This window comes from Eubacterium callanderi, from assembly GCF_900142645.1.
GTDB classification, from domain to species: Bacteria; Bacillota; Clostridia; order Eubacteriales; family Eubacteriaceae; genus Eubacterium; species Eubacterium callanderi.
In genome coordinates, this window is the sequence record NZ_FRBP01000011.1 from 145,067 (window position 1) to 170,680 (window position 25,614).

The 25,614-nt window shown below is 50.8% G+C and carries 23 protein-coding genes; 17 read left to right on the forward strand and 6 right to left on the reverse strand.

Features of this window, described 5'->3' with window-relative positions:
- The first annotated feature begins 48 nt into the window (after positions 1–48).
- From BUC22_RS15715 to BUC22_RS15740, 6 genes are read left to right on the forward strand one after another with little or no spacing between them, the layout of a single operon-like run.
- The gene (locus tag BUC22_RS15715; protein ID WP_073383176.1) at positions 49–645 is read left to right on the forward strand and encodes a hypothetical protein; all 597 of its coding nucleotides are present in this window, start codon (positions 49–51) and stop codon (positions 643–645) included.
- Positions 645–1,256, forward strand: a complete 612-nt coding sequence (locus BUC22_RS15720) for a hypothetical protein (protein WP_073383178.1) — start codon at positions 645–647, stop codon at positions 1,254–1,256. The genes BUC22_RS15715 and BUC22_RS15720 overlap by 1 nt, the downstream gene beginning before the upstream one ends.
- A complete protein-coding gene (locus tag BUC22_RS15725) occupies positions 1,256–1,549 on the forward strand; it encodes a hypothetical protein (protein ID WP_073383181.1) in 294 nt (97 codons plus the stop codon). The genes BUC22_RS15720 and BUC22_RS15725 overlap by 1 nt, the downstream gene beginning before the upstream one ends.
- Before the next feature lie 32 nt (positions 1,550–1,581).
- Positions 1,582–2,118, forward strand: a complete 537-nt coding sequence (locus BUC22_RS15730; RefSeq protein ID WP_073383184.1) for a hypothetical protein — start codon at positions 1,582–1,584, stop codon at positions 2,116–2,118.
- A 4-nt stretch (positions 2,119–2,122) separates the two neighbouring features.
- The gene (locus tag BUC22_RS15735) at positions 2,123–2,425 is read left to right on the forward strand and encodes a hypothetical protein (RefSeq protein ID WP_073383190.1); all 303 of its coding nucleotides are present in this window, start codon (positions 2,123–2,125) and stop codon (positions 2,423–2,425) included.
- On the forward strand, positions 2,382–2,954 hold the full coding sequence (locus BUC22_RS15740; RefSeq protein WP_073383194.1) for a YodL domain-containing protein: 573 nt from the start codon (positions 2,382–2,384) through the stop codon (positions 2,952–2,954). Before BUC22_RS15735 ends, BUC22_RS15740 begins: the two co-directional genes overlap by 44 nt.
- Before the next feature lie 91 nt (positions 2,955–3,045).
- On the opposite strand, the gene BUC22_RS15745 is transcribed toward BUC22_RS15740, so the two are convergent.
- A complete protein-coding gene (locus BUC22_RS15745; RefSeq protein WP_073383197.1) occupies positions 3,046–3,726 on the reverse strand; it encodes a hypothetical protein in 681 nt (226 codons plus the stop codon).
- 88 nt (positions 3,727–3,814) lie between these two features.
- On the opposite strand from BUC22_RS15745, the gene BUC22_RS15750 reads away from it, so the two are divergent.
- The 7 genes from BUC22_RS15750 (at position 3,815) to BUC22_RS15780 (ending at position 17,431) form a co-directional block, all read left to right on the forward strand.
- Entirely contained in the window at positions 3,815–4,165 is a 351-nt protein-coding gene (locus BUC22_RS15750; protein WP_083591160.1) for a TnpV protein, read from the forward strand.
- Positions 4,093–10,302: an Eco57I restriction-modification methylase domain-containing protein gene (locus BUC22_RS15755; protein WP_073383199.1), complete on the forward strand. Its 6,210-nt coding sequence runs from the start codon at positions 4,093–4,095 to the stop codon at positions 10,300–10,302. Before BUC22_RS15750 ends, BUC22_RS15755 begins: the two co-directional genes overlap by 73 nt.
- 257 nt (positions 10,303–10,559) lie before the next feature.
- The gene (locus BUC22_RS15760) at positions 10,560–11,099 is read left to right on the forward strand and encodes a DUF6664 family protein (RefSeq protein ID WP_073383202.1); all 540 of its coding nucleotides are present in this window, start codon (positions 10,560–10,562) and stop codon (positions 11,097–11,099) included.
- Between the two features lie 64 nt (positions 11,100–11,163).
- Positions 11,164–11,742 (forward strand): DUF3846 domain-containing protein, encoded by a 579-nt coding sequence (locus tag BUC22_RS15765; protein ID WP_073383204.1) that lies wholly within the window; start codon positions 11,164–11,166, stop codon positions 11,740–11,742.
- Between the two features lie 23 nt (positions 11,743–11,765).
- Entirely contained in the window at positions 11,766–12,332 is a 567-nt protein-coding gene (locus BUC22_RS15770; protein WP_073383207.1) for a DUF3846 domain-containing protein, read from the forward strand.
- Between the two features lie 332 nt (positions 12,333–12,664).
- Positions 12,665–17,227: an LPD25 domain-containing protein gene (locus BUC22_RS15775; protein ID WP_242946567.1), complete on the forward strand. Its 4,563-nt coding sequence runs from the start codon at positions 12,665–12,667 to the stop codon at positions 17,225–17,227.
- A 3-nt stretch (positions 17,228–17,230) separates the two neighbouring features.
- Positions 17,231–17,431, forward strand: a complete 201-nt coding sequence (locus tag BUC22_RS15780; protein ID WP_073383210.1) for a transposon-transfer assisting family protein — start codon at positions 17,231–17,233, stop codon at positions 17,429–17,431.
- Positions 17,432–17,803: 372 nt separating this feature from the next.
- Here the strand turns inward: BUC22_RS15780 and BUC22_RS15785 are convergent, their stop codons facing one another.
- The 5 genes from BUC22_RS15785 to BUC22_RS15805 form a co-directional block, all read right to left on the reverse strand.
- The gene (locus BUC22_RS15785) at positions 17,804–18,136 is read right to left on the reverse strand and encodes a DUF6050 family protein (protein ID WP_003525494.1); all 333 of its coding nucleotides are present in this window, start codon (positions 18,134–18,136) and stop codon (positions 17,804–17,806) included.
- Between the two features lie 69 nt (positions 18,137–18,205).
- Entirely contained in the window at positions 18,206–18,844 is a 639-nt protein-coding gene (locus tag BUC22_RS15790; protein ID WP_003525492.1) for a class I SAM-dependent methyltransferase, read from the reverse strand.
- Positions 18,845–19,125: 281 nt separating this feature from the next.
- Positions 19,126–19,479, reverse strand: a complete 354-nt coding sequence (locus BUC22_RS15795) for a cysteine-rich VLP domain-containing protein (RefSeq protein ID WP_073383212.1) — start codon at positions 19,477–19,479, stop codon at positions 19,126–19,128.
- Positions 19,476–20,810, reverse strand: coding sequence for a relaxase/mobilization nuclease domain-containing protein (locus BUC22_RS15800; RefSeq protein WP_071699701.1), 1,335 nt, complete (start codon positions 20,808–20,810; stop codon positions 19,476–19,478). Before BUC22_RS15800 ends, BUC22_RS15795 begins: the two co-directional genes overlap by 4 nt.
- Positions 20,771–21,100 (reverse strand): plasmid mobilization protein, encoded by a 330-nt coding sequence (locus BUC22_RS15805; protein WP_073383215.1) that lies wholly within the window; start codon positions 21,098–21,100, stop codon positions 20,771–20,773. The genes BUC22_RS15800 and BUC22_RS15805 overlap by 40 nt, the downstream gene beginning before the upstream one ends.
- Before the next feature lie 634 nt (positions 21,101–21,734).
- On the opposite strand from BUC22_RS15805, the gene BUC22_RS15810 reads away from it, so the two are divergent.
- The 4 genes from BUC22_RS15810 to BUC22_RS15825 all read left to right on the forward strand — a co-directional run bounded on the left by BUC22_RS15810 (position 21,735) and on the right by BUC22_RS15825 (position 25,613).
- Positions 21,735–22,685 carry a helix-turn-helix domain-containing protein gene (locus BUC22_RS15810; protein ID WP_073383221.1) on the forward strand — a complete coding sequence of 317 codons (951 nt, stop codon included), beginning with the start codon at positions 21,735–21,737 and terminating at the stop codon, positions 22,683–22,685.
- Between the two features lie 132 nt (positions 22,686–22,817).
- Entirely contained in the window at positions 22,818–23,429 is a 612-nt protein-coding gene (locus BUC22_RS15815; protein ID WP_003505039.1) for an MptD family putative ECF transporter S component, read from the forward strand.
- A complete protein-coding gene (locus tag BUC22_RS15820) occupies positions 23,429–24,124 on the forward strand; it encodes an energy-coupling factor transporter transmembrane component T family protein (protein ID WP_341465653.1) in 696 nt (231 codons plus the stop codon). The genes BUC22_RS15815 and BUC22_RS15820 overlap by 1 nt, the downstream gene beginning before the upstream one ends.
- 10 nt (positions 24,125–24,134) lie before the next feature.
- Positions 24,135–25,613, forward strand: a complete 1,479-nt coding sequence (locus BUC22_RS15825) for an ABC transporter ATP-binding protein (protein WP_025491684.1) — start codon at positions 24,135–24,137, stop codon at positions 25,611–25,613.
- Position 25,614 lies beyond the last annotated feature (1 nt).

Consider the following 25,614-nt stretch of genomic DNA (forward strand, 5'->3'; position numbering starts at 1 on the left):
AGCGGCAGAAATGCCGCTTTTCCCGTTACAAAAGAAAAGGAGCTAGCTATGATAGGAGAAGATAAACGAACCGTTCACGGTTACCGCATCATCCATTCAATGACCATCGGCAGCCAGGAGATGATTCTCGGAGAGAAGCAAGCCGAGTGCCCGGATAAACGCTATCTGTGTGCCCAGGATGATCTCGATCATCTGGACAAAGGCTATGAAGATATCGAGACCGGTGACTATCTGGAAATGCTGGAGTACTATACCAAACGGATTCAAAGAGAAATCAAGACACTCCGGGAAGCGGAGAAGAAGATTGGTGAACCCAACGCGCCCATTCCGGCAGAGTGTTGTCGTCTGGATGATCACACAAAAAGTATCCTCGGGAAGTTTGTGGTCATTAAAGCGGAGGTATTCAGGCCCGAATACCAGCGCGCCAATGAACAAATCTGCTATGTCACCGGTGGTTCTGGAGCAAAAGCCAATCCCAAAGAAAAGGCCATTATTGTAAAGAACGTGTACGACGGCAGAGAGGCCCAGTTTGAAAGAAGTGAGATCCAAGGGCTTGTCAACATGAAGTACCTGCCAGAATGGGCTCAGAAAGCGATTAAGAAATTCCGGAAAAAAGAAAGCATCAGGAAAGGAGCAGCGCGCTGATGAATGCGGAAAACAATGAAAGCATGAAGTGTGGGGATTATGCGATCACCCAAGAACTGTGTATCGGAAATAAGACCGTCGTTTTTGGTGAAAAGTCCGGCGATTATGGGCCGCATCGGTACCTGTGCGCTTTTCGTCAGATCATCCTCTTTTACGCAAGCTATTCAGAAATTGAAACCGGCTCCTATCTGGACATGATGGACGTGTTTACCACGCGGGTAAAAGGACAAATCGAAAAAGCCCGGGAAACGTTAAAACAGATCAAAGTCCCTTTGGAGGTCATCACCCCGGAGATGTGCTACCCGCATGACTTTTCCCAGGATCTGAACGGAAAGGTCATCGCCATCAAGCCGGAAGTATTGCGGCCAGAGTGCCAGTACGCGGTGTACCAGCTGGGCTATGTGACCGGCGGTTTTGGAGCCCATGGCAATGCCCGGGGGAATGCCGTCTTCGTCAAAAAGCTCTACAGCCAGGAGAATACCCGCTTTGAACGTTCTGACATCCAGGGTATCGTGAAACCTGAATGCCTGCCAGAATGGGCAAAGCAAGACCTCGAGCACATCAAACAAAGACAAAAGAAAGAAAAAAACCGAAAAGGAGAAGCCCGCTGATGAAAGAAAAAATAGAACTGCCCGATTTTTGCTATACCACACTGTTTTCAACGGGTGAGATTGTTCGGATCAAGAGAGGCGCGCTGACCTATGAAAGAACCGATCGCTCCACCCCCGACCGAGCGATGAACCGACTGCTCGCAGAGCGATGTAATACGGTGATGGGCATCACCAAGGCGCAGAAAGAAGCCATGCTCGGCGGAATGCTTTTAGGCTGGGAGCGGCCAGCCGCGGACCCTAACCGGTATGACCTGAGCGGCAACTTTATTCTGATCGAAGATATGGAAAAATAACGTGTTACAAAAGAAAAAAGGAGAATTTAACAGTGAAAGACGAAATCAATCAAGGCTATATGATCACAGACCGCATACAGGTCGATCCGGATAATGCCTTTGTTTTGGGCTTCAATCCAAAGGCCCCGCAGCCCTTTGTCACCTGGAAATGCGGCCAGGATGATTACTATTATTGTGGACACTATTTTAATGATCAGGACAAAGCCATCAGCGATTTGTGCACACGGGTGATGGAGGCGCTTGACTACAAGAAAGAGTCTGCGAAAATGGCAGAGGATGAAAGTGAGTTGCCTGAAAAGTGCTACAGTACACTTTTGGAAACAGGTGAGCTCGTGATGATCAAACGATTTGAGCCAGGGTACTCTGAATGCGGCAATTCGACATCTGATCCAGAAAAGAATAAAAACTTAGCAAAACAATTGAACGAAGCGGCTGGTATCACAAAGGCCCAGATTGCAGCAATGAATGCGGGATCAATCTGTGGCTGGGACGCACCCAATGCCCGGCCAGATTACTACGATGAAAACGGCCGAATTAAAAAGAACAAACACAAAGAATTCTCGAGGTGAAACTATGGCAAAGAACACAAGAGGACTCCGGATTTTAACACGCCTGATTGACGCCGGATATGACACCGAAAAAGCCATTGCCGGGATGACCCTCGACGATATCATTGCGCTTGAAATTGTGAACAAAAACGATATGGCTGTGCTGAATGGACTCATTAAAAGCGTAAAGGCGAATCGCGTGGTGACCTTTTTAGCATCCGGACCAGATCCTGAACGAAAGGACGTATCATCGCAGGATACTGCGTTAGAAGGAGATGAAAACAATGAAGAAACCCAAACCAATCCCCCAAATGATCTCGTTTGTTGATATCCACGCCTTGGATCTGTTTGAAATCCCAGACGGTGAGCGTATTATCATTGTCCCAATGACCGGCTGCCCGGTGACTTATCCCTGTTACTTCGTTGACCTCAGACATTTTAAGCTACAGGATACCATCTGGCACCCCATTGAGTTTGCCAAAAAAATGGCCCGCTTGGGGAACCGCTATCGGCCCGAAAACCCTGGGCCTTCCGATGTGCTGGACTATTACGAAGTCTACCAGATTCCAGACCGGCAGAACACCGATTATGGCTTTGGACCCCTTAATCAATTCCTTACCCGGTTTAAACGGGAAGATTATGTTTTGTGCTACCAAGGGATGTTAGCGCCGGTGACCGAACTGCTCGACCTGTACAAATTTCACAATCGGAACGACCGGCCATTCCAGGATAAGATGCACCCTTTGTGCATGGACGATATTCTTGTCACCCATCGGGAAGAAAAAGTTCAGGCTTTTTACGTGGATGCCGAAGGTTTCCCAGAAGTGCCGCAGTTCCTTAAGCGGCCTGTAAAGTAAGTCCATGGCCATAAAATACCAAAGCGTTGTCACGCTTTATAACGCCACGCTCCAGGAGGTCACTGTCCGCCCAGAAAACTGGATGGCTTTTTTAAAAACCGCCAGCACCAACTTTCGCCTGCCCTTCGATGAGCAGCTCCTGGTCCATGCCCAGCGCCCCGATGTGACCGCGGTACTCACCACGGAGCGCTGGAATCGGCGCTTTGGACGCTGGGTGAAGCCGGGCAGCAAAGGGATCGCCGTCTTTGACAAGCAAAGCGATCACCTCCACCTGAAACACTATTTTGACCTTTCCGATACCAAAGAGGGCTGGAATAAAAGCCGCGTCCGGCCCGTTCCTCTCTGGCAGGTCCAGGAGATCCATCACACGGCCATCATTGAAACCCTTGAGGACACCTTTGGAAAGCTCGAAGCCCGAGAAAACCTGATGCAAGCCATCAACAGCGTCAGTGTCAACGCCGGTGAAGACAATCTGACCGACTATCTGGAGGATCTCAAACAGAGTACCGCAGGCAGCTACCTCGATGGTCTGGACGATCAGAACCTGAGCAAACGCCTGCGGGATCTGATGGTCAACAGCATGACCTACATGCTCATGCTGCGCTGCGGACTGGAGACAAAGGCACTCTTTGAAGCCGATGACTTCAGGGAGATCACCGCCTTTAACACACCCCAGACCATTAACATCATCGGCAGTGCCACCTGTGAAATCACGGCCACAGCCCTCGGAGCCATTGCCAAAACCGTCCGCAGACTGCAACGGGAGGAACAAAATGATCCAGGTATGTTTGCAAAACTTGAAAAATCAGCCTACAATGAGAAACAAGAGAAACAACCATTCAATGAAAGGAGTGCTGAAAATGAACATCACTTACAGCCAACAGGGCGATTACCTGCTGCCGGACCTGACCGTGCCAAAGGAAATACCAATGCCCCAGGGCAGGTACGCGAGCCTGAGAAAGACCTATCTGATGAAACACCATTACGGCCTGTACCTGAACCTGCTCACCCAGGGGAAACTCAACGCCCACTTAACCGAGATACAGGAAACCGCGGACAGACGGATGGCCCAGATCACCCGCCAGATGATGGAAACCGAGGGCGTGAGCGAAACCCTGAAAGCCAACAATCCGATGAAATGGACCGGACTAGTGAACAACATCCAGAGGAGCGTGGAAGAACAGATTCTCCGGGAACTGATTTACAATTAAATCAAGAAACACCTGTACCGATACCGTCCCAGGAGATCCTTGAAGAAATCCTGATCACAACCCCGCATCTGCGGGACCCGAAAAAAACGATTCAGGCGGTTTTTGAAAAGCAGACCGAACCTGAGCGCCGTGCCCGCTACCTGCATCGCATTTTCAACAAAGAAGTGACAAAGGTGACCTTAAAAAATGGCACGTCCGTCTTTTATGAAGCCACGGAAGACGCCCTGCATTTTTGGAGCGGTACGTCTGAAACCCGAACAGCCGAAAGCCGTGTGAGCTGGCAATCTGTTGCCGACAGCCTTGACCGGATGATCCGCCAGGGCCGTTTCACAGACGATTACCGCCCCATCCCAAGTGCCTTGGAGCAGCAGCGTCTTTTAGATGGAAAAGCAGAGGAGAAAACCCCCTCTGCTTTTTTGTTGGCGCAGGAATCTGAGCTCAAGGCGGGCGATGCCATCACCTTAGAGACAACCGCATACCGCATCCTCCACATGGACGATCAACAGGTGGAACTGCAAAAAAGTGCCTATCCGCTTTTAACAGAAACTTTCGACCGGGAGGTTTTTGAGCAATGGCGTAAGGAAACACCATCCCATATTCTGCAACCCACACCGTTAAAACAGGCCCCGGACAAAGAAACGGAAGACACTCTGACCGGAAAAAGGGCTGAAGATATGCCTGAGTCGGATACAAAAGAAAAAAGCCCCCAGCCACTATTACCCGAGATGCCCGAGGACACACCCGGCTACAAGCTTGGTTATGGCCTGCTTGGAAATGGGGTAACCGTCTGGAATAGCCTGGTGGAAGAACACGGGGATTACCAGACCATCGCACATATTTCTCCAGAAGGACAGATTACATTCTATCGGGATGATCTGCCGGAGGCAATGATTAAACGCATCGAAAACCAAGCGGCGAGTGAAAAACGGGCATATCTGGAGAGAACCAAAGCTGAAAAGCCAGCCGAGGCCGTTACGGTTGGGATGGAACTCGAGATTGATGACCGGAAGTATCGTGTTGATGCCGTTGATCAGGAACTTAATGAAGTATCTTTACAGGATATTACGTTTAATCAGAGCACTGGTTTCCCGATTTTCCGCAGGGAACCGCTTTCCTTTGTTAACCGCTACCTTGATAAACAGCCCACACGGCCTGAAGCGCATCGGACTGATGAAAAAAGTTCAGCACAGGAAAGCGCCAATTATGAAGACTCCAGCGAGCCAGCCCCGGATGAAGCCATCCTTACCGGCTCTCTGGAACAACATCAATACCGTATCACCGAGGATACCCTTGGAACCGGCGGCCCAAAAGAGAAATTCAAAGCCAACATCGCTGCCATCAAGACCCTGAAGCAGTGCGAAGCTGAAGGGCGTCTGGCCATCCCGGAAGAACAGTCTGTTCTTGCAGGATATGTTGGCTGGGGTAGCCTTCCCGATGCGTTCGACTCTGCCAAAGACAGCTGGCACACGGAATACCAACAACTGAAAGCTCTTCTCACCGAAGCAGAATACAAAGCCGCCAGAGCCTCCACCCTGACGGCTTTTTACACACCGCCGGTGGTCATCAAGGCCATGTACCAGGCCCTTGAGCGCATGGGCTTTCGTCAGGGGAATCTCCTGGACCCGGCCTGCGGGACTGGCCATTTCTTCGGCCTTCTCCCTGAAAGCATGGCAGGTACTCAGCTCTATGGTGTTGAACTGGACCCCCTTACCGCCGGCATTGCGAAGCAGCTTTATCCGGGCAGCAGCATTGTGAACAGCGGTTTTGAGGATTTCAAGCCCCCTGACGGCTTCTTTGACGTCGCCGTCGGCAACGTCCCCTATGGACAGTTCAAAGTGAACGACGCCCAATACTATCGGGAAAACTTTTTAATCCATGATTACTTTTTTGCCAAGGCATTGGATACGGTAAGGCCCGGCGGCATCGTGGCCTTTATCACCTCCAAGGGCACCCTGGACAAGCAAAATTCGTCCGTGCGGGAATACCTCGCAAGACGCGCAGAGCTCGTGGGCGCGATCCGCCTGCCGGACAACACCTTTACCGCCAATGCCGGTACCCGTGTGACCGCGGATATTCTTTTTCTGAAACGCCGCGATTTTTTAACCCCGGAGAAAGAAGAACTGCCAGCCTGGACAGTTTTGAATATGGACGATGCGGGCATTGAGATGAACGACTACTTCGTAGACTATCCTGAAATGATTTTAGGGAAAATGGTGGTTGAAAGCGGCCCCTTTGGTCCTGAAACAAGGTGTAAAGCCCTGGAAGGTGAACGTCTGGCCGACCAGCTCAGCGAAGCCATCCGCCGCCTGCCACCCGATATTTTCGAATACGATTTTGGCCCCGAGGAGGACATGGAGGGGGAAGAAACCGAGACCATTCCGGCAGACTTTTCCGTCCGAAACTTCTCTTTTACCCTTAAAAACAACAAAATCTACTACCGTGAAAACAGCCAGATGCGCCGGATCACCATCAACAAGACCGCGGAAAACCGTATCCGGGGCATGATCGACCTGCGAGAAATCACCCGAAAGCTCATTGACCTGCAGATGGAGGACTACCCGGATCAGGACATCACACTTGAGCAAATGCGCCTGAATCAGGTTTATGACGCCTATGTGAAGCATTATGGCAGCCTCAATGCCCAGGCCAACCGGCTTGTCTTCCGGGATGACCACAGCTATCCGCTGCTCTGTTCACTGGAAATATTAGATCCTATGGGAGCGTTCATCCGCAAGGCGGATATGTTCACCAAGCGCACCATTCTGCCACGCGTTGAGATCACTCACGTCGATACCGCAGCGGAAGCCCTGGCCGTGTCCTTATCTGAGCGCGCGAAGGTCGATTTGCTCTACATGGCCGGATTGCTCTACACACCGGAGCAGGAGCCTGGGCTGCTTGACCCCCAAATCGAAACGGAAGGCCCTTTGATCCCACTCGATGAGACACCCTTTCGCGAGATGGTTGAAAGCCTGAGAAACGTTATTTTCAAAACCCCGGAGAGCGGGCCCTTTGACTTTTCCGGGAATTGGACGGAAGGCTGGCAGACCGCCGACGAATACCTGAGCGGTAATGTCCGCCAAAAGCTCTCGGTCGCAAAGCTTGCCGCTGCCACCTATCCAGAGTTCAGTGTCAATGTTGAAGCCCTTGAAAAAGTTCAGCCCCAGGACCTGGACGCGTCCGAAATTGCGGTGCGCTTAGGCACCACCTGGATTCCCCAGGAGGATATCCAGGACTTTGCTTTTGAGACCTTTGAGACCTCCGACTACTACCAGCGTAAAATAAAAATCCGACAGTTTCCCCACAACCTGGAATGGCGCATTGAGGGAAAGAAGCTGGACCGGGAGAGTGTGCTGGTCCATGAAACCTTTGGGACAACCCGGAAAAACGCCTATGAGATTCTGGAAACCACCCTCAACTTAAAGGACGCCAAGGTTTATGACTACGTGCTGGATGACAACGGCAACCAAAAACCCGTGCTCAATCAGAAGGAAACCACCCTGGCCCTTGAAAAGCAGGAGCAGATGAAGCAGGCCTTTCAGGACTGGATCTGGTCCGATGCCGGGCGGAGGGACCGCTTAACCAAATATTATAACGAAAACTTCAACGCCACAAGGCTGAGAACCTATGACGGCTCACACCTGAAATTCTACGGCATGAATCCCGAGTACACCCTGAGACCCCATCAGGTCAATGGTGTTGCCCGGACCATTTACGGCGGCAATACCCTGCTGGCCCACGTGGTGGGCAGCGGCAAAACCTTCACCATGATTGCGGCCGCCATGGAGCAAAAACGCCTGGGCCTCTGCCGGAAAAGCATGTTTGTGGTGCCCAACCATATCGTCGGGCAGTTTGCCTCTGAATGGCTGCAGCTTTATCCGTCTGCGAATCTCTTAGTCACAACCAAAAGAGATTTTGAACGCCAGAACCGGCGGCATTTTTGCGCCAAAATCGCCACCGGGGATTGGGACGGGGTTTTGATTGCCCACTCCCAGTTCGAGAAAATTCCTCTGAGCAATGCGCGGCAGATCGCCTATTACCAGGCCCAGGTCGATGAGATCCTCGGCTATCTTGAGGAACTCAAGTATCAGCAGGGAGAGCGCATGACCGTTAAACAGCTTGAGAGCAGCCGGAAAAACATTGAAAAAAAGATTCAGACCCTGATGCGGCAAAAGGACAAAGACGATGTCATTACCTTTGAGGAGCTGGGCGTAGACCGGCTCTTTGTGGATGAAGCCGACGAATTTAAAAACCTTTTTGCCTACAGCAAAATGCGCAACGTCGGCGGCATCAGCCAGACCGAAGCCCAGAAGTCCACGGACATGTTCTTAAAAACCCGCTACATGGACGAGCTGACCGGCGGAAAAGGCGTCATCTTTGCCACCGGCACCCCCATTTCCAACAGCATGGTTGAGATGTTTACCCTCATGCGTTACCTGGAGTACAGTACCCTCACAAGACTGAAACTGACCATGTTCGACGCCTGGGCGAGCACCTTCGGAGAGACCATTACCGCCCTGGAGCTGGCACCCGAAGGCAGCACTTACCGCATGAAAACCCGCTTCGCGCGCTTCCATAACCTGCCGGAGCTCATGACCCTTTTCAGAGAGGTGGCCGACATCCAGACCGCGGACATGCTGGCGCTTCCAGTACCTAAGGCCGAGTACCGTGTCATTGAAACCGAGCCCAGCGAATTTCAGAAAGAAATGCTTGAAAGCCTGGTGGAACGGGCCCAAAAGGTGCGTAACCGGCAGGTAGACCCCAGCGAGGATAACATGCTGTGCATCACAAACGACGGCCGAAAGCTGGCCCTGGACCAGCGGCTCTTAAACCCCATGCTGCCCGACGATCCCGGCAGCAAGGTCAACGCACTGGTTCAGGAAACCTACAACCTGTGGAAGGAAAATGAAGAAAAACGGTTAACCCAGCTCATTTTTTGCGACCTTTCGACCCCGAAAAAGGACAGTGAATTCAACGTTTATGACGACATCAAGACAAAACTCATCAAAAAAGGCGTGCCCGATGTGGAAGTGGCCTACATCCACGAAGCCGATACCGAAGCCAAAAAGAAGGCCATGTTTGCCAAGGTGCGGACTGGCGCCATCCGCATTGAGCTGGGCAGCACGGCCAAAATGGGGGCCGGAACCAATGTGCAGGATTTGATTATTGCCTCCCACGATCTGGATATTCCCTGGCGGCCCCGGGACCTGGAGCAGCGCGGCGGGCGTTCCATTAGACAGGGGAACCAAAACCCCACCGTACAGATTGTCCGCTACATTACCAAGGGGACCTTTGACGCCTACATGTTTCAGCTCCTCGAGAATAAACAGCGCTACATCTCCCAGATAATGACTGGTAAATCCCCAGCCAGGACCATGGAGGATGTGGATGACGTTGCCCTGTCCTTTGCTGAAATCAAAGCCCTGGCAACGGGCAACCCGCTGATCAAGGAGAAGATGGATCTGGACATTGAAGTCTCTAAGCTCCAGACCCTGAAGCAGAGCTACCTCGGTCAGAAATACCGCTTGGAGGATCGGATCAGTAAGGAATATCCAAAAGAGATTGCGCAGCTTGAGGAAACCATTGAGCAGCTGGAAAAGGATGCTGCCCATGTAAATGCTCAGGGGCCCCTTGACAAAGAGACCTTCACCATGCGTGTCGGTCAGGCAATCTATACGGATAAAGTAAAGGCCGGTGAAGCCCTGATCCAGATTTGCCGGGGGATCAAAGACACCGCCCCCGTGCCCATTGGCACCTATTTAGAATGGCCCATGACCCTGCACTACAATGCCTTTTCTCAGGAATTTAAGGTAAAAATAGGCGATAAAATAAAGCATTCCGCTACCCTGGGCGCCAACCCCGAGGGAAATATCGCAAGGATCAACAACGCCATTAAAGGGATTGAGACAACACTTCTCATGAAAAAAGAAACCCTGGAAAACACAAAGACACAGCTCGCAAAGGCGAAAATCGAGGTGGCGAAGCCCTTTACACGGGAGCAGGAGCTCAAGGAAAAATCCGCCCGATTGTTTGAACTCAATGCGCTGCTGTCCGCGGATAGTAAGGATATTGCGCTCGTTGACTCCGAGCCTGAAGAAGGTGAAATACAGACAGTGAAAACCAAGGAAAGAACGCGTTAAGTCCAGAAATCATTTTGTTAATGCTGGATTTTATAAAATTGTAGCGAATATAAAAAATTAGGATGTTATGGCAAGCGGTGTTTCAAGGTGAAATGCTGCTTTTTTATTTCCCGGAAAGGAGGTGATGCCCTTGGATTTTTATGAATGAAATCGCAAAATTGACTGGTTATCACGCAGAATTAACAGGATAACGACGGAAAAACGCATGTAAAATTAAAATTTTATTACCCAATCAAAGTAGAAAAGGAGACCCCAAAATGGAAAATATTTTAAAACAACTCATAGAAGGACTGAGCAATTGTGATATTGTGATGGACTTTACCATTATGCCAAACCCCACAGAAAATCCAGAGGAGACACTGAAAACCAGCGAAGCCGAGCTTGAAAAGCTTCAGGATCCCTACGAAGAATCGAGTCTTTACAGCGCCGAAACGGCCTCGGATTTTGAGACATCGAATGAAGATGATCTAGAAGAAGATGACGCATTCGATGCAGATTTCTTTCCGGGACAATCGCCGTTAACGGCCATTTACCTCGATACCATTCGCAAATTGGCAAAAAATAGCAGCGAATACCAGAACATAAAAGAAGAACATGACACGATGATGGACGACCGTGCACTCGCAAAATTATTTTCAGATGAAGACACCGTTACCCTGACGAGTGACGAACTTCATCAGATTCAGCACTATTTATTTTTGGAAGATCGGATAGATGAGATGGTACAGGAGGCACTTTATTTCCGAGGCCATGTCGACTGCCTGAAGTACATGACACGCATGGAGAAAACCTCTTAGAAGATAAATACTGCCAGCAGCGCTTTTGCCTGTTGGCTTTTTTAGTAAAAAAGGAGGCAGAAACATGCCAAAATATGATGTCACCGTCACCGAGCTCGCTTGCGCCGTTGTGACGGTTGAGGAAGAGGACAAAGAAGCCGCTGAGGAGATGGCAGAAGCAATGTTTAACCGCGGGGAGTGTTCTTTTACCGATTATAAAGACTTAGACTTTGAAGCCGAATTAAACCCCGACGCGTTTTATGAAATTCAGGAACCCAAAGAAATCACCGTTTTGATGGTGCCGAACGGGAAGCCGCCAAAGCCCCAAACCGTTGAAAACAGCATGCGCGCTATCAACCGAATGATGGGTGGATTTGTGGAAATTTATCCCTTGGAAATCCCCACGGTCATCATCTGGATCAGAAGAAAACAGTTTGATAAAACAGAGATGAATCGGATGATCTATGATGAAAAAGGCCATTACCGACAGACAGCCTATGGCGATTTTTTTCTTTGTAACCTATCAGAGAACGGCCAGTATTTTGAAAGCCTGACCCCGGAACAGGTCAGGAAATACACCCAAAGATTTGAAAGGCCCAGTGAAATGCGAACGTCACCCAAGGATCAAAAAAGCCCGAAAAAGAAACGGGATAACGTGCGTTAATCCCAAATGAAGGAGGAGAATTCATGAAAAAATATGTTGTCACGATCTGTGAAACACGTCAGCGGGAAATCGAAGTGGAGGCGGAAAGCGCCGAGCTGGCCCGTGAAGCGATCAAAGAAAGATGGTGCCAACGGGGGCACTTGCATCTGGATGAAATGGACTTTGACCATGTCACCATCGAAGCCGAGCCAAGCCCAAAACAGCGCGAGAAAATCACCTATCTCTATGTGCCGGTAGGAAAACCGCCCGAGGTCCGAACTGTGATCAAGGATTCCGAAACGATGCGAAGGCTGCTAAGAGAGTACCGGAGGGCACGTCCGCTTGAGGAAAACGTGGCAATGATGAGCCGGGGAACCAACCAACCTTTAAACCGCGCGCTCTATGGCGAAGACCATGATTTACAGACGGTTATCACCGGCGATTTTCTGATTTTTCATGCACCCTGGGATAAGGGGTACTATGAAAGTTTGACGCCGGAACAGATCAAAAAATACCAGGAGCGCTTCCAATATCCTGAAAAATTTGTCAAAAACGGTGATGAATTTTCAGTCATCACCATTAAAACCAAGCCAAAAGCACATGTGCGATGAAGTGTTTTATGAAAAATACAATCTTTTTTTAAAAAAAGAACCATTGAAAAAGCGTGTTTATCAAGGGAATCAGGGGCCCCGTGAGTCGGTCTTAGCAAGCATAGGGAGTGTAGCCACACTCCCGGCAAAATACCTGACCCGGCGCACTTGCCGGGCCGGGGATTTTCTCTTTGGGGAATCCCCAAACCCCTTGTATCAGATCACCACCATAGAAAGGATGTGAACCCCAAATGTCTTACAGCTCCTACGACCATGACGATTTAGAACCGGCCAGCACTATGCGGATCGAGCGCCGGATTTACTTTGAAAGCGGCAAGGCCGATCTTTCCTAAATGGTAAAGCTACCCCTTGTGGAGCTTCTTTCCCTGCGGGCGGAAAGCGCCGCCGCAGAACAGGAAGTGTTTGACCGCCTGAAAGAACAGGCCGCCGCATGGGAGGAACAGGCCGGAAGAACCCTGTTTCTGGACAAAGCCCTTGAATATGCCCGGACGCTTCCCGTTACCCATACCGCAAACCAGTGGGAGGCCCCGGACGAATACCGCCATATCCGCAGCAACATGGTCTACCAGATGGATTACTCCATTTCCGAGAACACCCGGTATGACAGCGCCGCCCAAAAATCCGTCCCCTACTCGTGGACACTCCGCTGGAGCCTCCGCACTAACGCGCCGGGCAGCTACCGGCAGGCCAAGATCGCCGGACAGGATCGGAAAGTCTTTGCCAGCCGGGAAGAACTGGACAAGTACCTGAATGGCCGGATCAAAGCCCATGAACATTACTTTACCGAAATTTCCCCGGTCATCCCCAAGGAATACGCCGACTATTTCAAGGTCAACGGCTGCCTGCTCCCCGGCTACACCATCGAGGGAGAGGAACCGGCAAAAGCCGCAGAGCTTCCCGCGCAGGAAGAAACCGCGCAGCCGCAGCAGACCGCAGCCACCCCGGAAAGGAGGGAACCCGTGAACGAAGTATTTTCCATTTTTCTTGATAACCGCGCCGAAGCGCAGACCGGCGGGCCGCATGGGTACTGGCTTTCCCTGCCGACTACCGCCGAACAGGTACAGGAAGCCCTAAAGGAAATCCACATTACCGCCGACAACCAGCAGGACTTGTTCATTGGCGGCTTTTCTGCCCCGGAGGGAAAACTGCTGGAACTGCCGGAGGATTTAATCAAGGCCGCCAGCGTGGACGAACTGAACTTCCTTGCTACCCAGCTTCAAAGGCTGGACGCCGTGGAGCTTACGGAGCTGAACGCCGCCATGCAGTCCCCGGCAAAAATGCAGACCATCGGGCAGCTTTTGGACTACGCCGAAAACACCGATTGTTTTGTCTTAATCAACGCCAAGGACAACCGCAGTCTGGGGGAATATTACCTGAATGATTCCGGGCTGTTTGTCGTTCCCGACCCGTGGAAACCGGCCATTGACACCGACCGGCTGGGAAGTTTTATCGCCAGCGAGGAACAGGGAACCTTTACCGATTACGGCTATATCCTGCGAACCAGCGACGAATGGCAGCGCGTCCATGAGGGCCAGCCAGTGCCGGAGGAATACCGGGTGATGGCCTATCCCGCGCCGGAAATTCTGCGGGAGGAAAGCAAGGTGCAGCCGGAGGCGGCAGCGCCTACAAAGGCCCCGCAGCCTGTCACCCCCATTCTCTTAAACGGCCAGAACAGCGCCGAGCGCATGAAAGAGATCACCGACCGGCTGGAAACCGGCATACAGGAGCTTTTCGAGAGTGAACGCTACAAAGCCTATCTCACCACCATGTCCAAGTTCCACAGTTACAGCTTCAACAACACCCTCCTGATCGCCATGCAGGGCGGACAGCTTGTGGCGGGCTACAACAAGTGGAGGGACGATTTTCACCGCAATGTAAAGAAAGGCGAAAAGGCCATCAAGATACTGGCCCCGGCCCCGTTCAAGGCGAAAAAGGAAGTGCAAAAGCTGGACGCACAGGGCAGGCCGGTGATGGGTAAGGACGGAAAGCCTGTTACCGAAGTACAGGAAATACAGGTTCCGGCCTTTAAAATCGTTTCCGTCTTTGATGTGAGCCAGACCGAGGGGGAACCGCTGCCCTCTATCGGCGTGGAAGAACTGACCGGCAGCGTGGAACGCTACGGGGAATTTTTCAAGGCGCTGGAACAGACCTCCCCGGTTCCCATTGGTTTTGAGGACATTCCGGGCGGTTCCCACGGCTACTACCACCTGACGGAAAAGCGGATCGCCATTCAGGAGGGCATGAGCGAATTACAGACCCTAAAGACGGCCATCCATGAGATCGCCCATTCCAAGCTCCACGCCATCGACCCGGAAGCCACGGCCATAGAGCAGGCCGACCGCCCCGACAGCCGCACCCGCGAGGTGCAGGCCGAAAGCGTGGCCTATGCCGTCTGCCAGCACTACGGGCTGGACACCTCCGACTATTCCTTTGGCTATGTGGCCGGTTGGAGTTCAGGCAAGGACTTGAAAGAGCTGAAAGCCTCCCTTGAAACCATCCGGGCCACCGCCCATGAGTTGATTACCACCATTGACGGCCACCTTGCCCAGCTTCAGCAACAGCGGCAGGCCCAGCAGGAACAGCCGCAGGCCGCACCGCTGGAACAGGCCGCCGAGCAACCAGACCCGGACAGCGTATTTTCCAAGCTGTCCCCCAAGCAACAGCAGGAAATGACCGCCAGCGTAAAGGCCATGCTGCAAACCCTCATTGACGCGGATTTGAAATCCACCGGCGAAGTGTCGCAGGGAACCAAGGAGGCGGCGCAGGCGCAGGGCTTTACCATTGCCGGGGATGGAACGCTGGAACAGGCAGAAGCCCCGCAGGAGGCCGCCTACCGTCTGGAAAGCGGCGAATATCTGTATATCCAGACATCGGAAACCGGATACGATTACACACTGTACGGCCCCGACTACAAAGAACTGGACGGAGGCCAGCTTGACAATCTCGACCTATCCCTTGCGGAAGCCGGAAAAGAAATCCTTGCCATCCATGAGTTACCGGCTGGGACAATGGAACCCCTGACCGGCGACAGGCTGGATGATTTTCTGGAAGCTGCTGAACAGACCAACGCCATTCCCCAGCCGCAGGCGTGGAACGGGATCGACGGCCTTTTGAATGGAAAGCCGTTCATGCCGGAGGCGTCCCCGGCTGACCGGGCAGCCGCCCTGATTGAGCTGGCGGAGAAAAACGCCCCGCGTCTGGGCAGCGAGGAACGGCAGTTGATCGTGGCCTATGCCGAGGCCGTGGGCGATAACGACAAGGTGATCGGGCTTATCAACCGCCTGTGTGAACAGGGCTATGAACTACAAAAGGGCCAGATGGATTCCTTTGTGAAAAGCGAGATCGAAAGTGAGATTGCCGTTGCTAACGCCCAGCGGCAGATCGCGCAGAATCCGGCAGCGGAGCCGGTTGTCACGATCCTTTGGAGTGAAAGCCCCCATCTGAAAGACGGCCAGCAAATGCCGCTGCATGAAGCCGAGGCCGTTTTCAAGGAGCTGGACAGCGCCAGACGCCATGAACGGGAGCAACCGGGCTATACGGGCCATTGGTACGACAAGACCAAGTTCCGCATTGACTTTACCATGCAGGGCCAGCCGGACAACTACGAGGGGCGGCAGGACTTTGGCGACGGGGACGGTTCCCTGATCCAGCATATCCGGGGCTACCATGAATACTACGCGCAGGATGAAAGCTGGAAAAACCATGTGCTGCACCATGAGGGGCCGGAGGCATGGGAGGCGGACAAGGCCCAGCGGGATATGCTTCTGCATGAGTTCGTCCCGTATATGGAGCTGCATTGCAATCTGGCCGCTATGGAGCAGGAGGCCCGGCGTCCGCTGCGATCCGTGGAAACCCTGACGCCGGAACAGACCGCTTATTTCAACGCGGTTTTGGACTATGTAAAAGAGTGCCGCCCGCTTCTCAATCAGGGCCAGTACCATTTGCCGGAGCCGCCGCAGCTTGCCGACTTCGACCAGAGCTTGCAGGACTACAAAAAACAGATCGAGGCAGAGCTGGAACAGGAGGCCGCCGCTGCCGGGCTGACGATGGAGGAATATATTGCCTCCGACTATGAGGCCCCGGCGCAGCCCAACTTTTCCATCTACCAAGTGCCGCCCGGCCCAGAGGGGCGCGACTTCCGCTACCGTTCCTATGAGGACTTGCAGGCGGATGGGCTTTCGGTGGACAGGAAGAATTACCAGCTTGTCTACACCGCGCCGCTGGACAAAGACACCACACTGGACGAGATTTACCGCCGCTTCAACATAGAACATCCCTCCGATTACAAGGGACATTCCCTCTCTACGGGAGATATTGTGGTGTTCCGGCAGGATGGGAAACAGACCGCCTACTATGTGGACGAGGGGGCCGATTACCGGCAGGTGCCGGAGTTCTTCGCCCAGCCGGAAAAGCAGCTCACGCCGGACGAGTGCATGACCGGCGAACAAATCCAGACGCCGAGGGGCCGTTTCTATCTGACCGACAGGAGCCGGGAACAGATGGAGGCCGCCGGGTATGGATTCCACCACCAGTCGGAGGACGGCAGGTATCTTATTATGGCAAACGGCACAAAGGCCTTTGCCATCCCCACCCAGCCAGAAAGCCATATCAAGACGGCGGAAATGTCCACCGAGCAGAACTACAACATGATTGACGGCATGATGAACAACGCCCCGTCCATGGAGGAACTGGAAGCAAGGGCGAAAGCCGGGGAACAGATTTCCCTTTTGGATGTGGCCGAGGCAGCCAAGGCGGAGGCCAAAAAGCCCAAGCAGACCCGAAAGACGACGCAGAAACAAAAGAAACCGTCCATCCGGGCGCAGCTTGCCGCCGCCAAGGAGGAACAGAAAAAGAAGCCCCCGGCGCGGGAAAAATCAAAAGAAATGGAGGTATGAGGAATGTATTTCACCGTGGAAGAAGAAAACCTGATCTGTCTGTACCACAACGCCGACCGCCGCAGGACGGCGGCAAATCTCCGGGCAGCTTTGCCGGACATGGACAAGGAAATGGCGGCGCTGGCCTGCCAGACCGCCGATAAGCTGGACGCCATGAGCGACGCCGCCTTTGAGGCGCAGCGGTTCTATTTCACAGGCGAATAACCCAAGCAGGCAAAAGCGCCGGGCGCGGGGGCTATATAGCCCTTGCGTCCGGCGCTTTTTTTCGCGTGTCATACCAATCCATCCCGTTTTGATACATCAAACGTGACCGTTTGCAGCAGTGCAGGGATTATTCGCTTTGGCTGCTCTTTCGTTTCAACCTTCCCGATATACAGGCTGCGGCAGAATCAGGCAAACAAGGAGAAAGAAGCTACGCTGCCATTTGTAGAAAAAGTAACCTCTGATTCCGGGGGGAATGATAATAACACGCAGATATACTCCCGACTAAGAAAAAATCCCCCATATTTCAGGGCTTTTCCCCGTTGCTTTTTCTACGTATTCCCTGACATTTTAGAACTCAACCAGAAATCCAACTCAATTTGTGAGCAATCGGTAAATGGTAAGAGGAATATACCATACAGCAACCACCAGACGCCAGGTCAGGATGACCCCGCCGATCAGGCCGCCTATTATAAAGTTCACCGCAATAATACCAACCGAACCGCCTAAGTCATATCCATGGGGAACCAGCCAGACAAACATCCTCCGAATCCCAAAGGGAATCCCGCAACAGAGCCAGACATAAAAATATTCCGTTTCGCCGTTTTTGGTAAAAACAGACTTGAAGATCAAAAACAGAAACAGTGCGATTACCAAGGTCAAAACAGTATGTTTCAAAAAATCTTTCCAAATCTCTCCGCGTGTCATTCTATCCCTCCATCCTATGTTGTAAGTAAGAAATCTCTATAAATCCGAATTTTGAATCGGCGATTCCTCTTACCGTGCTTTCTCCGCCAGGAGACAAATCCAGTGTTGTTTCCGATTTACATGTGCGGCTATCTGGGAAAAGCCTGCATCTTTTAAGTATTGTGTCAACCGCTCCTGCGTAAAAATACGCATTCCATCGATGATACCAGCCCATTTTTCGTCTTTTGTGTTCCTACCATCCGATTCATTCACAATCATAAATGTGCCACCCGGTTTCAGTACCCGCCAGACTTCTTGAAAGCTCTCCACTGGCCCCGGCCAGAAATAGACCGTTTCAAAGGCAGTGATCACATCAAATGTCGCCGCTTCAAAGGGAAGGCGGGACACATCCCCCTGCACAACGTTACATCTCCCAGCCTGCACCTCATTCCGATTGAATTGCTTTGTTTTGTCGCAAGCGACCTTGGAATAATCCAGGGCTGTCACTCTTGCCTCCGGAAACCGTTTTAAAAGTTCTGCGGTATTGCGTCCTCCACCACATCCGAAATCCGCCAGCATAGAATGAGCTGCCCCCGGTACATCTGGAAAATAGGAAAGGCCCCAATCGGAAACAGCGGCATGCCCTTGATTCATACCGTTGACCATCAATTTCCCCATCCAACCGTTCGGCTTTCGGGTGTTGTTAAAAAACTGTTTGAGAATCCCCATGGAATAACCTCCTTGCTCTTACTAAGTTCGCATTAACTAACTGATTTTATTATATAGAAACTCCATCGAAAAATCTACTGATTTTTCAAGGATATATGATTGTGGGGAAAGCCATAGGAAAAAGAAACAGAATGGCAACGCAGAAATGAGAGCGGGATATCGGTATCACCTTGTAGAAAAAGTAAATGCCGCTTCCAGGAGAAAAGGTAGTAACATAGTACCCACCCCTCTGACCAAAGGAAAAAGCCCTGATATTTCAGGGCCTTTTCCCATTACTTTTTCTACGCATGCTCCCGGTGTTTCCTTGCCCACAGCTTCTTGCTCTGGCGCTTGCGTTTCTTGGCACAGTCTGGACAGTAGAGGCAGTTTGGACGTCTGGGAGAAAACAGTGCCCCGCATTCCCGGCAACGCCGCGCTTGGCTTCGCTCCATCAGTTCGGCATAAAGTGTCGCGTCCAGCGGGAGGACGGCAGCCTGAAACCATCGGCACAGCACGGAATAGGAAATGCTCTGCACACAGACACATTCCTCGCCATCGTCCAGCAGGAGGCAGTTTCCGTCACAGTAATTACAACACTCATGCGTGAGCCGCCGGGCCTTGAGGTACTGGCGGTAATTCATTCTCGGTATGTTCATAGCTCCTGTATCTGCTCCTTTCCCGGCGTCACCCGCAAAATGCTGTCCACATTCTGCTTGATAATGCCGTATTCTTTCAGCTCTTTCTTTACCTCGTTATACTGTTCTGACAGCCGTTCCCGTTCTCCGTCCAGCTTTTTATACTCGGCTTTGAGCGCATACAGATTGGGGAGCTTCTTCATCCCGGCCTCTTTGAGCGCCCTCGCCGCAGCTTCATACAAAATAAGCTGGCTCTCATGCTCTCGCCGGAACGCGGCCTTGTCTTTGGCCCTGTGGTATTCCAGCGCCACGGGCCTGGTCTGCTTGTAGGTGGAAATCTGCTTTATCAGCAGAGCCATTTCTCCAAGGCGGCGCTCCACTGCTTTCAGGGCAGCGGCGGCTTCGTCGTTGGCTGTGCTGATCTCGTCCAGCCTGCTTTCCAAGCCCTCGTAGCTCTCAATCTGGTGTTCCGTCAGGAAGTTTAAGGCTTTGGCGGCCTGCTTCAAGTTGTAGAGCTTCGCCCACCGCGCATAGCCCGCCGATTGCTGCGCCTTGATATTGTTTTCAATCTCAATACGCAAGGAAATTCCCTGTTCCACTTTACGCTTCGGCCCTCTGTCCACAGCCAGCCCCTTGATACGCCGGGTAATGGCTTCTTCGGTGTAGTCCACCCCCAAGGTTTTGCAGCGGGTAAAGCGTTCCTGTCCGGGGGAGCGGAATGAAATGAATTTCCCGCGTTTCATCTCGTAGCCCTGCGCCTCCATGAGCCGCAGGAAACTGTCAAAATCTCTGGCCTGCGGGATGGCCGCGTCAATGGCGGTTTTCAGCTTTGCTTTCCAGCTCTTGCCCTTGCGCTGGGCGTCCCATTCGGCATAGCTCTTTCCCTTGTCCTTGCCCGGCATCACCACGGACAGGCCGTGTTCCCTGCACAGCCGGTCATTGGTGCGCCGGATATAGGCATAGCTCTGGCGGTTGGAAATATACTTGCGCTGGTTTGCCATATCCACCGCGCAGAAAATGATGTGGTTATGCAGATGGCCCTTGTCTATGTGGGTGGTTATCACATAGGGATATTTCCCGCCAAGCACTTCATCGGCAAGCTGCCGCCCGATCTCGTGGGCCTGCTCCGGCGTGGTTTCGCCCGGCTCAAAAGCTTGTATCAGGTGGTGAGCCAGATTGTTGCCTTTCTTGAGCGCCTGATCTAACAGCATTTGAAACTCAATATCCGCCGTTTCATAGGAACAGCCATAGGAAGAAACGAACAGCTTTTCATCGGTCTTGTCCGGGTTCTCGATGTAGTCCAGCGCTTTTCTCAGCGTTGACTTGATAGGATGTATCTTTGTAACTGCCATATCTGTGCCAGCGCCCCCTTGATGTCCTCCACGTCCTGCTCGTACACAGCCCCGGTACTGTTGATACGCCTTGCAATCTGGTTGACGTTGACGCCGATTTTTTGCAGCTCTGCGGTCTGCGCCCGGATGTCGCTGGTGTCCATGTGGACGATATAGCCGTCGATCAGCACTTTCCGGGCGTAGGCAGAAAAGTTCCTTGTGCCAAGCTGGGCCATCTTCGCTTGAATGAGCGCCCTTTCCTCCGGCGTCACGGGGACGCGCAGCACAAACTTCCGTTTTCGGTTTGCCATTTTCTTACCTTCCTTCATTCAGGGGTTTGGGGACTTCCCCAAGATACAAACGGGAAGCCGTTTGCCGGGAGTGTAGCCACACTCCCTATGCTTGCTGTTTTTCTTTTCCTCCACTCCTAATACTCTGAAAAGCTTTCAAACTACCCGCAAAATAGCGCTTTGGAAAGAAAAATTTGCAAAAAAATAAGAGGCCTTTTTGTGGCCTCCACAACACACAGAATAGAGAATATTATTTTGTGTACTGGTCAATAATTGTGCTGATAAACTGTGAAAAATGATATTCACTTTGTGTGCCTTCCTCTATCTGTTGGTTAAGAGAAAAATTTTCAGTTCCTAGGCTCTTTCGGTTTGTTCTATATTGTGTTGACATTACTCTTATATCTGATCAGGCTTCATGGTCTGCATATAGCGTTGTTTTCAGAGTTTATTAGCACAGAGGCTTTTGAACGGCTCCAGGCTGCCTGCCCTCATCAAGAAACAATAACATAATTTGCCCGTGCAGCAACGGACAAAGCGTCTTCGCTTCCTCTACCAATACTGTTATCTGCAAGTCTTACTTTGGCTTTATCTTGACTGCTTCCTTCAAATGGCATATTATAGTTAGAAGCAGCTAACCAAAAGGAGGGCTATTCTGATGATCCAACATCATGGCTTAGAATGGTATGGTGAAGGTGCGACATTCGCTGAGGTGTGCAATGATTACACGAAAGTTGAATACAAGTGCAATGGAATAGGGGTTCTATATGATTATGCGCTGTTCCTTGGTATTGATTTGATCTTTATGGACTTTAATTGTACAGACACCTTCCGTGAACCCATTCCAAATAAAAATATCATTGAAATTCGTCATTACCAAAAGGGGCGCGTTGAATTTGAACTAAGGAATAATAAGGTTTTTCATATGAAAGAAGGAGAATTATGTATCAATGCTCTTGCTAATATTCCTGCGGCCTATTCTTTTCCCTTTGGATATAGCGTAGGACTAAGCTGTGTGATTGATAAGGATTCTGTCGATGCGGAAACGCAACAGATTTTTTCGTACTACAACATTGATGTTCTAAATCTGGGACGAGAACTGGAATTAGAAAAAAAGTGGTTTTTATGTCGAACGCCTCAGCGTCTGTTACATATCTTCGATGAATTGTACGCGGCAAAAGGTATTGAAGGGAGAAATTACTTCCGGATCAAATTATTGGAACTATTTTACCATATCAAACAGCTGCGGATTGAAGATCAGTATGAGGCAACGTATTATGCCAAAGAACAAATTGAAATCATCAAACGCATCCGCCAACAGCTCATAGAAAACCTCGACAAAAAAATATCCATAGAAGAACTTTTGCGAAAGGAGCCAATGAGCAAGGTCACATTTCAAGCTATTTTCAAACAGATTTATGGCGATACGCCCTATGCACATATCAAAAAGTATAAAATGAATCTTGCGGCTGTTTATTTGCAGGAAACAGATCAATCAATCACGCAAATAGCCGGTGAACTTGGATATTCAAATATTAGTAAATTTGCGCGAGCCTTTCAAGAAGTGTTTGGAATGCTTCCAAAGGATTACCGTAAAGCAAAAAAGTGATTTAACTTTTGGGCTGTTTTCTTGATTTACTTTTCCCTTTGGAGTAGTTAGAGACTGCAAACCGGTGTAGAATGACAGCGTAGTTAGTTATTGCTAACTACGCTGTCATTTTATTTTAAGGAGGTTTCAAAGATGGAACAAACGGTGAAGAAAAAGTTTGGCATTCGCGATATTATGACGATTGCCGCAATGATGGTCATCAATTTTGCTATTGCAATGATAATTGGTATGGTTACATTGCCTTTTCCGGTAGTATATTTGTACGGCTCTGCCGGAATTGATGCATTTATCGGCGCAATCTTTTATCTGGTTGCAGCAAACCGCGTCAACAAACACGGACTGTTGTTTGCATGGGCTGCGGTTTATGGGGTGATTCAAGGAGTTATGGGTTATATGTTCTTGATTCCCTATTTTTTGATTGTAGCTCTCGTTGCCGAACTGTGCATGGTTGGCAAGAATACATACCAAAGTGCGGTTCGTAACCGAATTGGCTGGATGGTCAACTCAATCGGTAATTTTGTAGGTTGTGCCGTACCGTTGTGGTGGTCCTGGGACAGTTATCAGGAAATGGCTGCAAACAGTGGTTTTGATGCCAACACTTTAAATATGCAGCTCTCTATGGTAACGTCTCCTGCGCTGATGCTTTTGGGCGTTGTTATTACTGCGGTTCTTGCAATCCTCGGCACGTTGTTTGGCCAGCGTCTGCTCAGAAAGCATTTCCAAAAGGCAGGCATTGTAGGATGATGGCCGTATCAAAAAGCAGACGGATTGATCGAATTGACGGGCGCACAGTTCTTTTCCTGACGCTGTGCGCTTGTCTTGTTACTTTCCTTACAACAAGTTTTTTAGGACATGGAATTTTTACCCTTTGGATTTGTTTGATCCTGTGCTGGTTTAGTTTGTTTCGTCAGGCGATTGGGTGCTTTTCAATTTATATGGTTGCACTTGTATGGCTACTGATTGAAATGAAATATAAAATCAGTGTCCCATCTCCACTGTTGCTCAGCATGGTTTACAAACTTTTGCTTCCGGCTATGCCTGCCTATCTTCTGGCTAAAATCCCCTCTGGCAAATTAACGGCCAGCTTGAGAAGAATGCCGATTTCTACCCATATCATGCTTGTATTGATCGTCATGCTCCGCTTTGCGCCGACTGTGCTGCATGAATTTGGAGAAGTCAGGGAAGCCATGAAAATTCGTGGCTTCTTAAAATCGGTCGGCAATGTTTTGAGGCATCCAATGGACACGTTGGAATACGCCATTGTTCCGATGGTGTTCCGCTCCTTAAAGATCGCGGACGAGTTAGCAGCTTCTGCCATAGTCAGGGGAATTGAAAGCCCCTACAAGAAAGAAAGCTACTATGTCAGCCGGATCGCTGTGCTGGATTGCGTTTTGATTGTTGTCAGCGTGGGAGCTGCCGTGTGCTGCTGTCTTTTATAGGAGGAATGGAATGGGAAAAGAAATTATGATCCGTGACCTGACCTTTTCCTATGGCGGGAACGGAAATCAACTGGAACATATATCATTAGACATTGCCGCCGGGGAGGTCATTGTTATGACCGGCCCATCGGGAAGTGGGAAAAGCTCTTTGACAAGAGTAATTAACGGCCTGATCCCCTACTTTTACGAGGGAGAATTAAGCGGTGAGGTTTTTGTGGATGGAAAACTGCTGAAAGAGATTCCTTCCTGGGAACGCGGCAAAATCGCAGGAAATGTATTTCAAGACCCGAGGAGCCAGTTTTTTGCCAATGAGGTCGCAGGCGAGATTGCTTTTGGCTGTGAGAACTACGGTTATTCCCATGAGGAAATTCAGAACCATGTTCACCGGGCAGCGGCGAACATCAAGATTCAGGATATTTTGGATCACAGCCTGCACAGCCTGTCCTATGGAATGCGTCAGAAGGTTGCGATTGCATCCGCAGAGGCGATTGATCCTGAAATCTATGTCATGGATGAACCGTCTGCCAATCTGGATATTGCATCTACCTACCGCTTTGCAGATATTATTCACGATTTGAAGAAGAAGGGAAAAACCATCATTATAGCGGAACACCGGCTTTATTATCTGATGGATCTGACAGACCGTTTCCTGTGTGTCCAGAAAGGGAAAATTGTGCGGGAATTTACTGCACAGCAGATGAAAGCTCTGACTAATAAGGAAATCCAGGCGCTGGGGCTTCGCACTCCTAACCTGCATCAGATTGAGCAGACGGAAATCCCGTCTGCGGCAACCAGTGAGGTTGTTCTGGAAGTGAAAAAACTGAACCACTCTTTTGGTGAAACGATTGTATCTAAGGATATTGACTTTCAATGCCATAAGGGAGAAGCGATAGCCCTGATCGGCCCAAACGGGACGGGCAAAAGCACCATAGGGCGAATCTTGGCAGGGCTTTTGAAAGAGAAATCCGGCGAAGTCGTTTTATTCGGAAAGCATTGTAGACCGAAAGGCCGCTTGGGAAAGGTCTGGTATATTCCCCAGGATTTAGACAGTCAGCTATTCGGTGAGGATTTGCTTGACGAACTGACTACCGGTGCAGAAGTCAACCCGGAGCGGAAACAAGCGGCGGAAGAAATCCTGGAGGCCCTGGAACTGACGCCATTCATCAAACAGCATCCCTCTACGCTGTCAGGAGGGCAAAAGCAGCGGCTGGCTCTTGGCGTGGCTCTAATGCACGAAGCGCCGATTATCGTACTGGATGAACCGACAAGCGGGCTGGACGGTACGAATATGCGGAATGTCAGCCGGATGATCCGCAAGCTGGCGAAAATGGGGCGCACCATTATCGTCATTACCCATGACGCGGAGTGTGCGCTTGCCTGCTGTGAGCGGGCAATACGCCTGGAGAACGGCTGCATTACCGATGATTTTCAAATCAGAGGCGCAGAGCTTCTCTTAGACAAAATTGGATATGACAAAAAGGAGGGTTAGA

Coding starts and splice junctions, on each gene's coding strand:
- BUC22_RS15820 (WP_341465653.1), top strand. CDS start 23,429: ATGGCCGTATCAAAAAGCAGACGGATTGATCGAATTGACGGGCGCACA.
- BUC22_RS15750 (WP_083591160.1), top strand. CDS start 3,815: ATGAACATCACTTACAGCCAACAGGGCGATTACCTGCTGCCGGACCTG.
- BUC22_RS15740 (WP_073383194.1), top strand. CDS start 2,382: ATGAAGAAACCCAAACCAATCCCCCAAATGATCTCGTTTGTTGATATC.
- BUC22_RS15775 (WP_242946567.1), top strand. CDS start 12,665: ATGGTAAAGCTACCCCTTGTGGAGCTTCTTTCCCTGCGGGCGGAAAGC.
- BUC22_RS15825 (WP_025491684.1), top strand. CDS start 24,135: ATGGGAAAAGAAATTATGATCCGTGACCTGACCTTTTCCTATGGCGGG.
- BUC22_RS15765 (WP_073383204.1), top strand. CDS start 11,164: ATGCCAAAATATGATGTCACCGTCACCGAGCTCGCTTGCGCCGTTGTG.
- BUC22_RS15805 (WP_073383215.1), bottom strand. CDS start 21,100: ATGGCAAACCGAAAACGGAAGTTTGTGCTGCGCGTCCCCGTGACGCCG.
- BUC22_RS15735 (WP_073383190.1), top strand. CDS start 2,123: ATGGCAAAGAACACAAGAGGACTCCGGATTTTAACACGCCTGATTGAC.
- BUC22_RS15770 (WP_073383207.1), top strand. CDS start 11,766: ATGAAAAAATATGTTGTCACGATCTGTGAAACACGTCAGCGGGAAATC.
- BUC22_RS15800 (WP_071699701.1), bottom strand. CDS start 20,810: ATGGCAGTTACAAAGATACATCCTATCAAGTCAACGCTGAGAAAAGCG.
- BUC22_RS15815 (WP_003505039.1), top strand. CDS start 22,818: ATGGAACAAACGGTGAAGAAAAAGTTTGGCATTCGCGATATTATGACG.
- BUC22_RS15715 (WP_073383176.1), top strand. CDS start 49: ATGATAGGAGAAGATAAACGAACCGTTCACGGTTACCGCATCATCCAT.
- BUC22_RS15785 (WP_003525494.1), bottom strand. CDS start 18,136: ATGACACGCGGAGAGATTTGGAAAGATTTTTTGAAACATACTGTTTTG.
- BUC22_RS15780 (WP_073383210.1), top strand. CDS start 17,231: ATGTATTTCACCGTGGAAGAAGAAAACCTGATCTGTCTGTACCACAAC.
- BUC22_RS15755 (WP_073383199.1), top strand. CDS start 4,093: ATGGACCGGACTAGTGAACAACATCCAGAGGAGCGTGGAAGAACAGAT.
- BUC22_RS15810 (WP_073383221.1), top strand. CDS start 21,735: ATGATCCAACATCATGGCTTAGAATGGTATGGTGAAGGTGCGACATTC.
- BUC22_RS15795 (WP_073383212.1), bottom strand. CDS start 19,479: ATGAACATACCGAGAATGAATTACCGCCAGTACCTCAAGGCCCGGCGG.
- BUC22_RS15790 (WP_003525492.1), bottom strand. CDS start 18,844: ATGGGGATTCTCAAACAGTTTTTTAACAACACCCGAAAGCCGAACGGT.
- BUC22_RS15725 (WP_073383181.1), top strand. CDS start 1,256: ATGAAAGAAAAAATAGAACTGCCCGATTTTTGCTATACCACACTGTTT.
- BUC22_RS15720 (WP_073383178.1), top strand. CDS start 645: ATGAATGCGGAAAACAATGAAAGCATGAAGTGTGGGGATTATGCGATC.
- BUC22_RS15760 (WP_073383202.1), top strand. CDS start 10,560: ATGGAAAATATTTTAAAACAACTCATAGAAGGACTGAGCAATTGTGAT.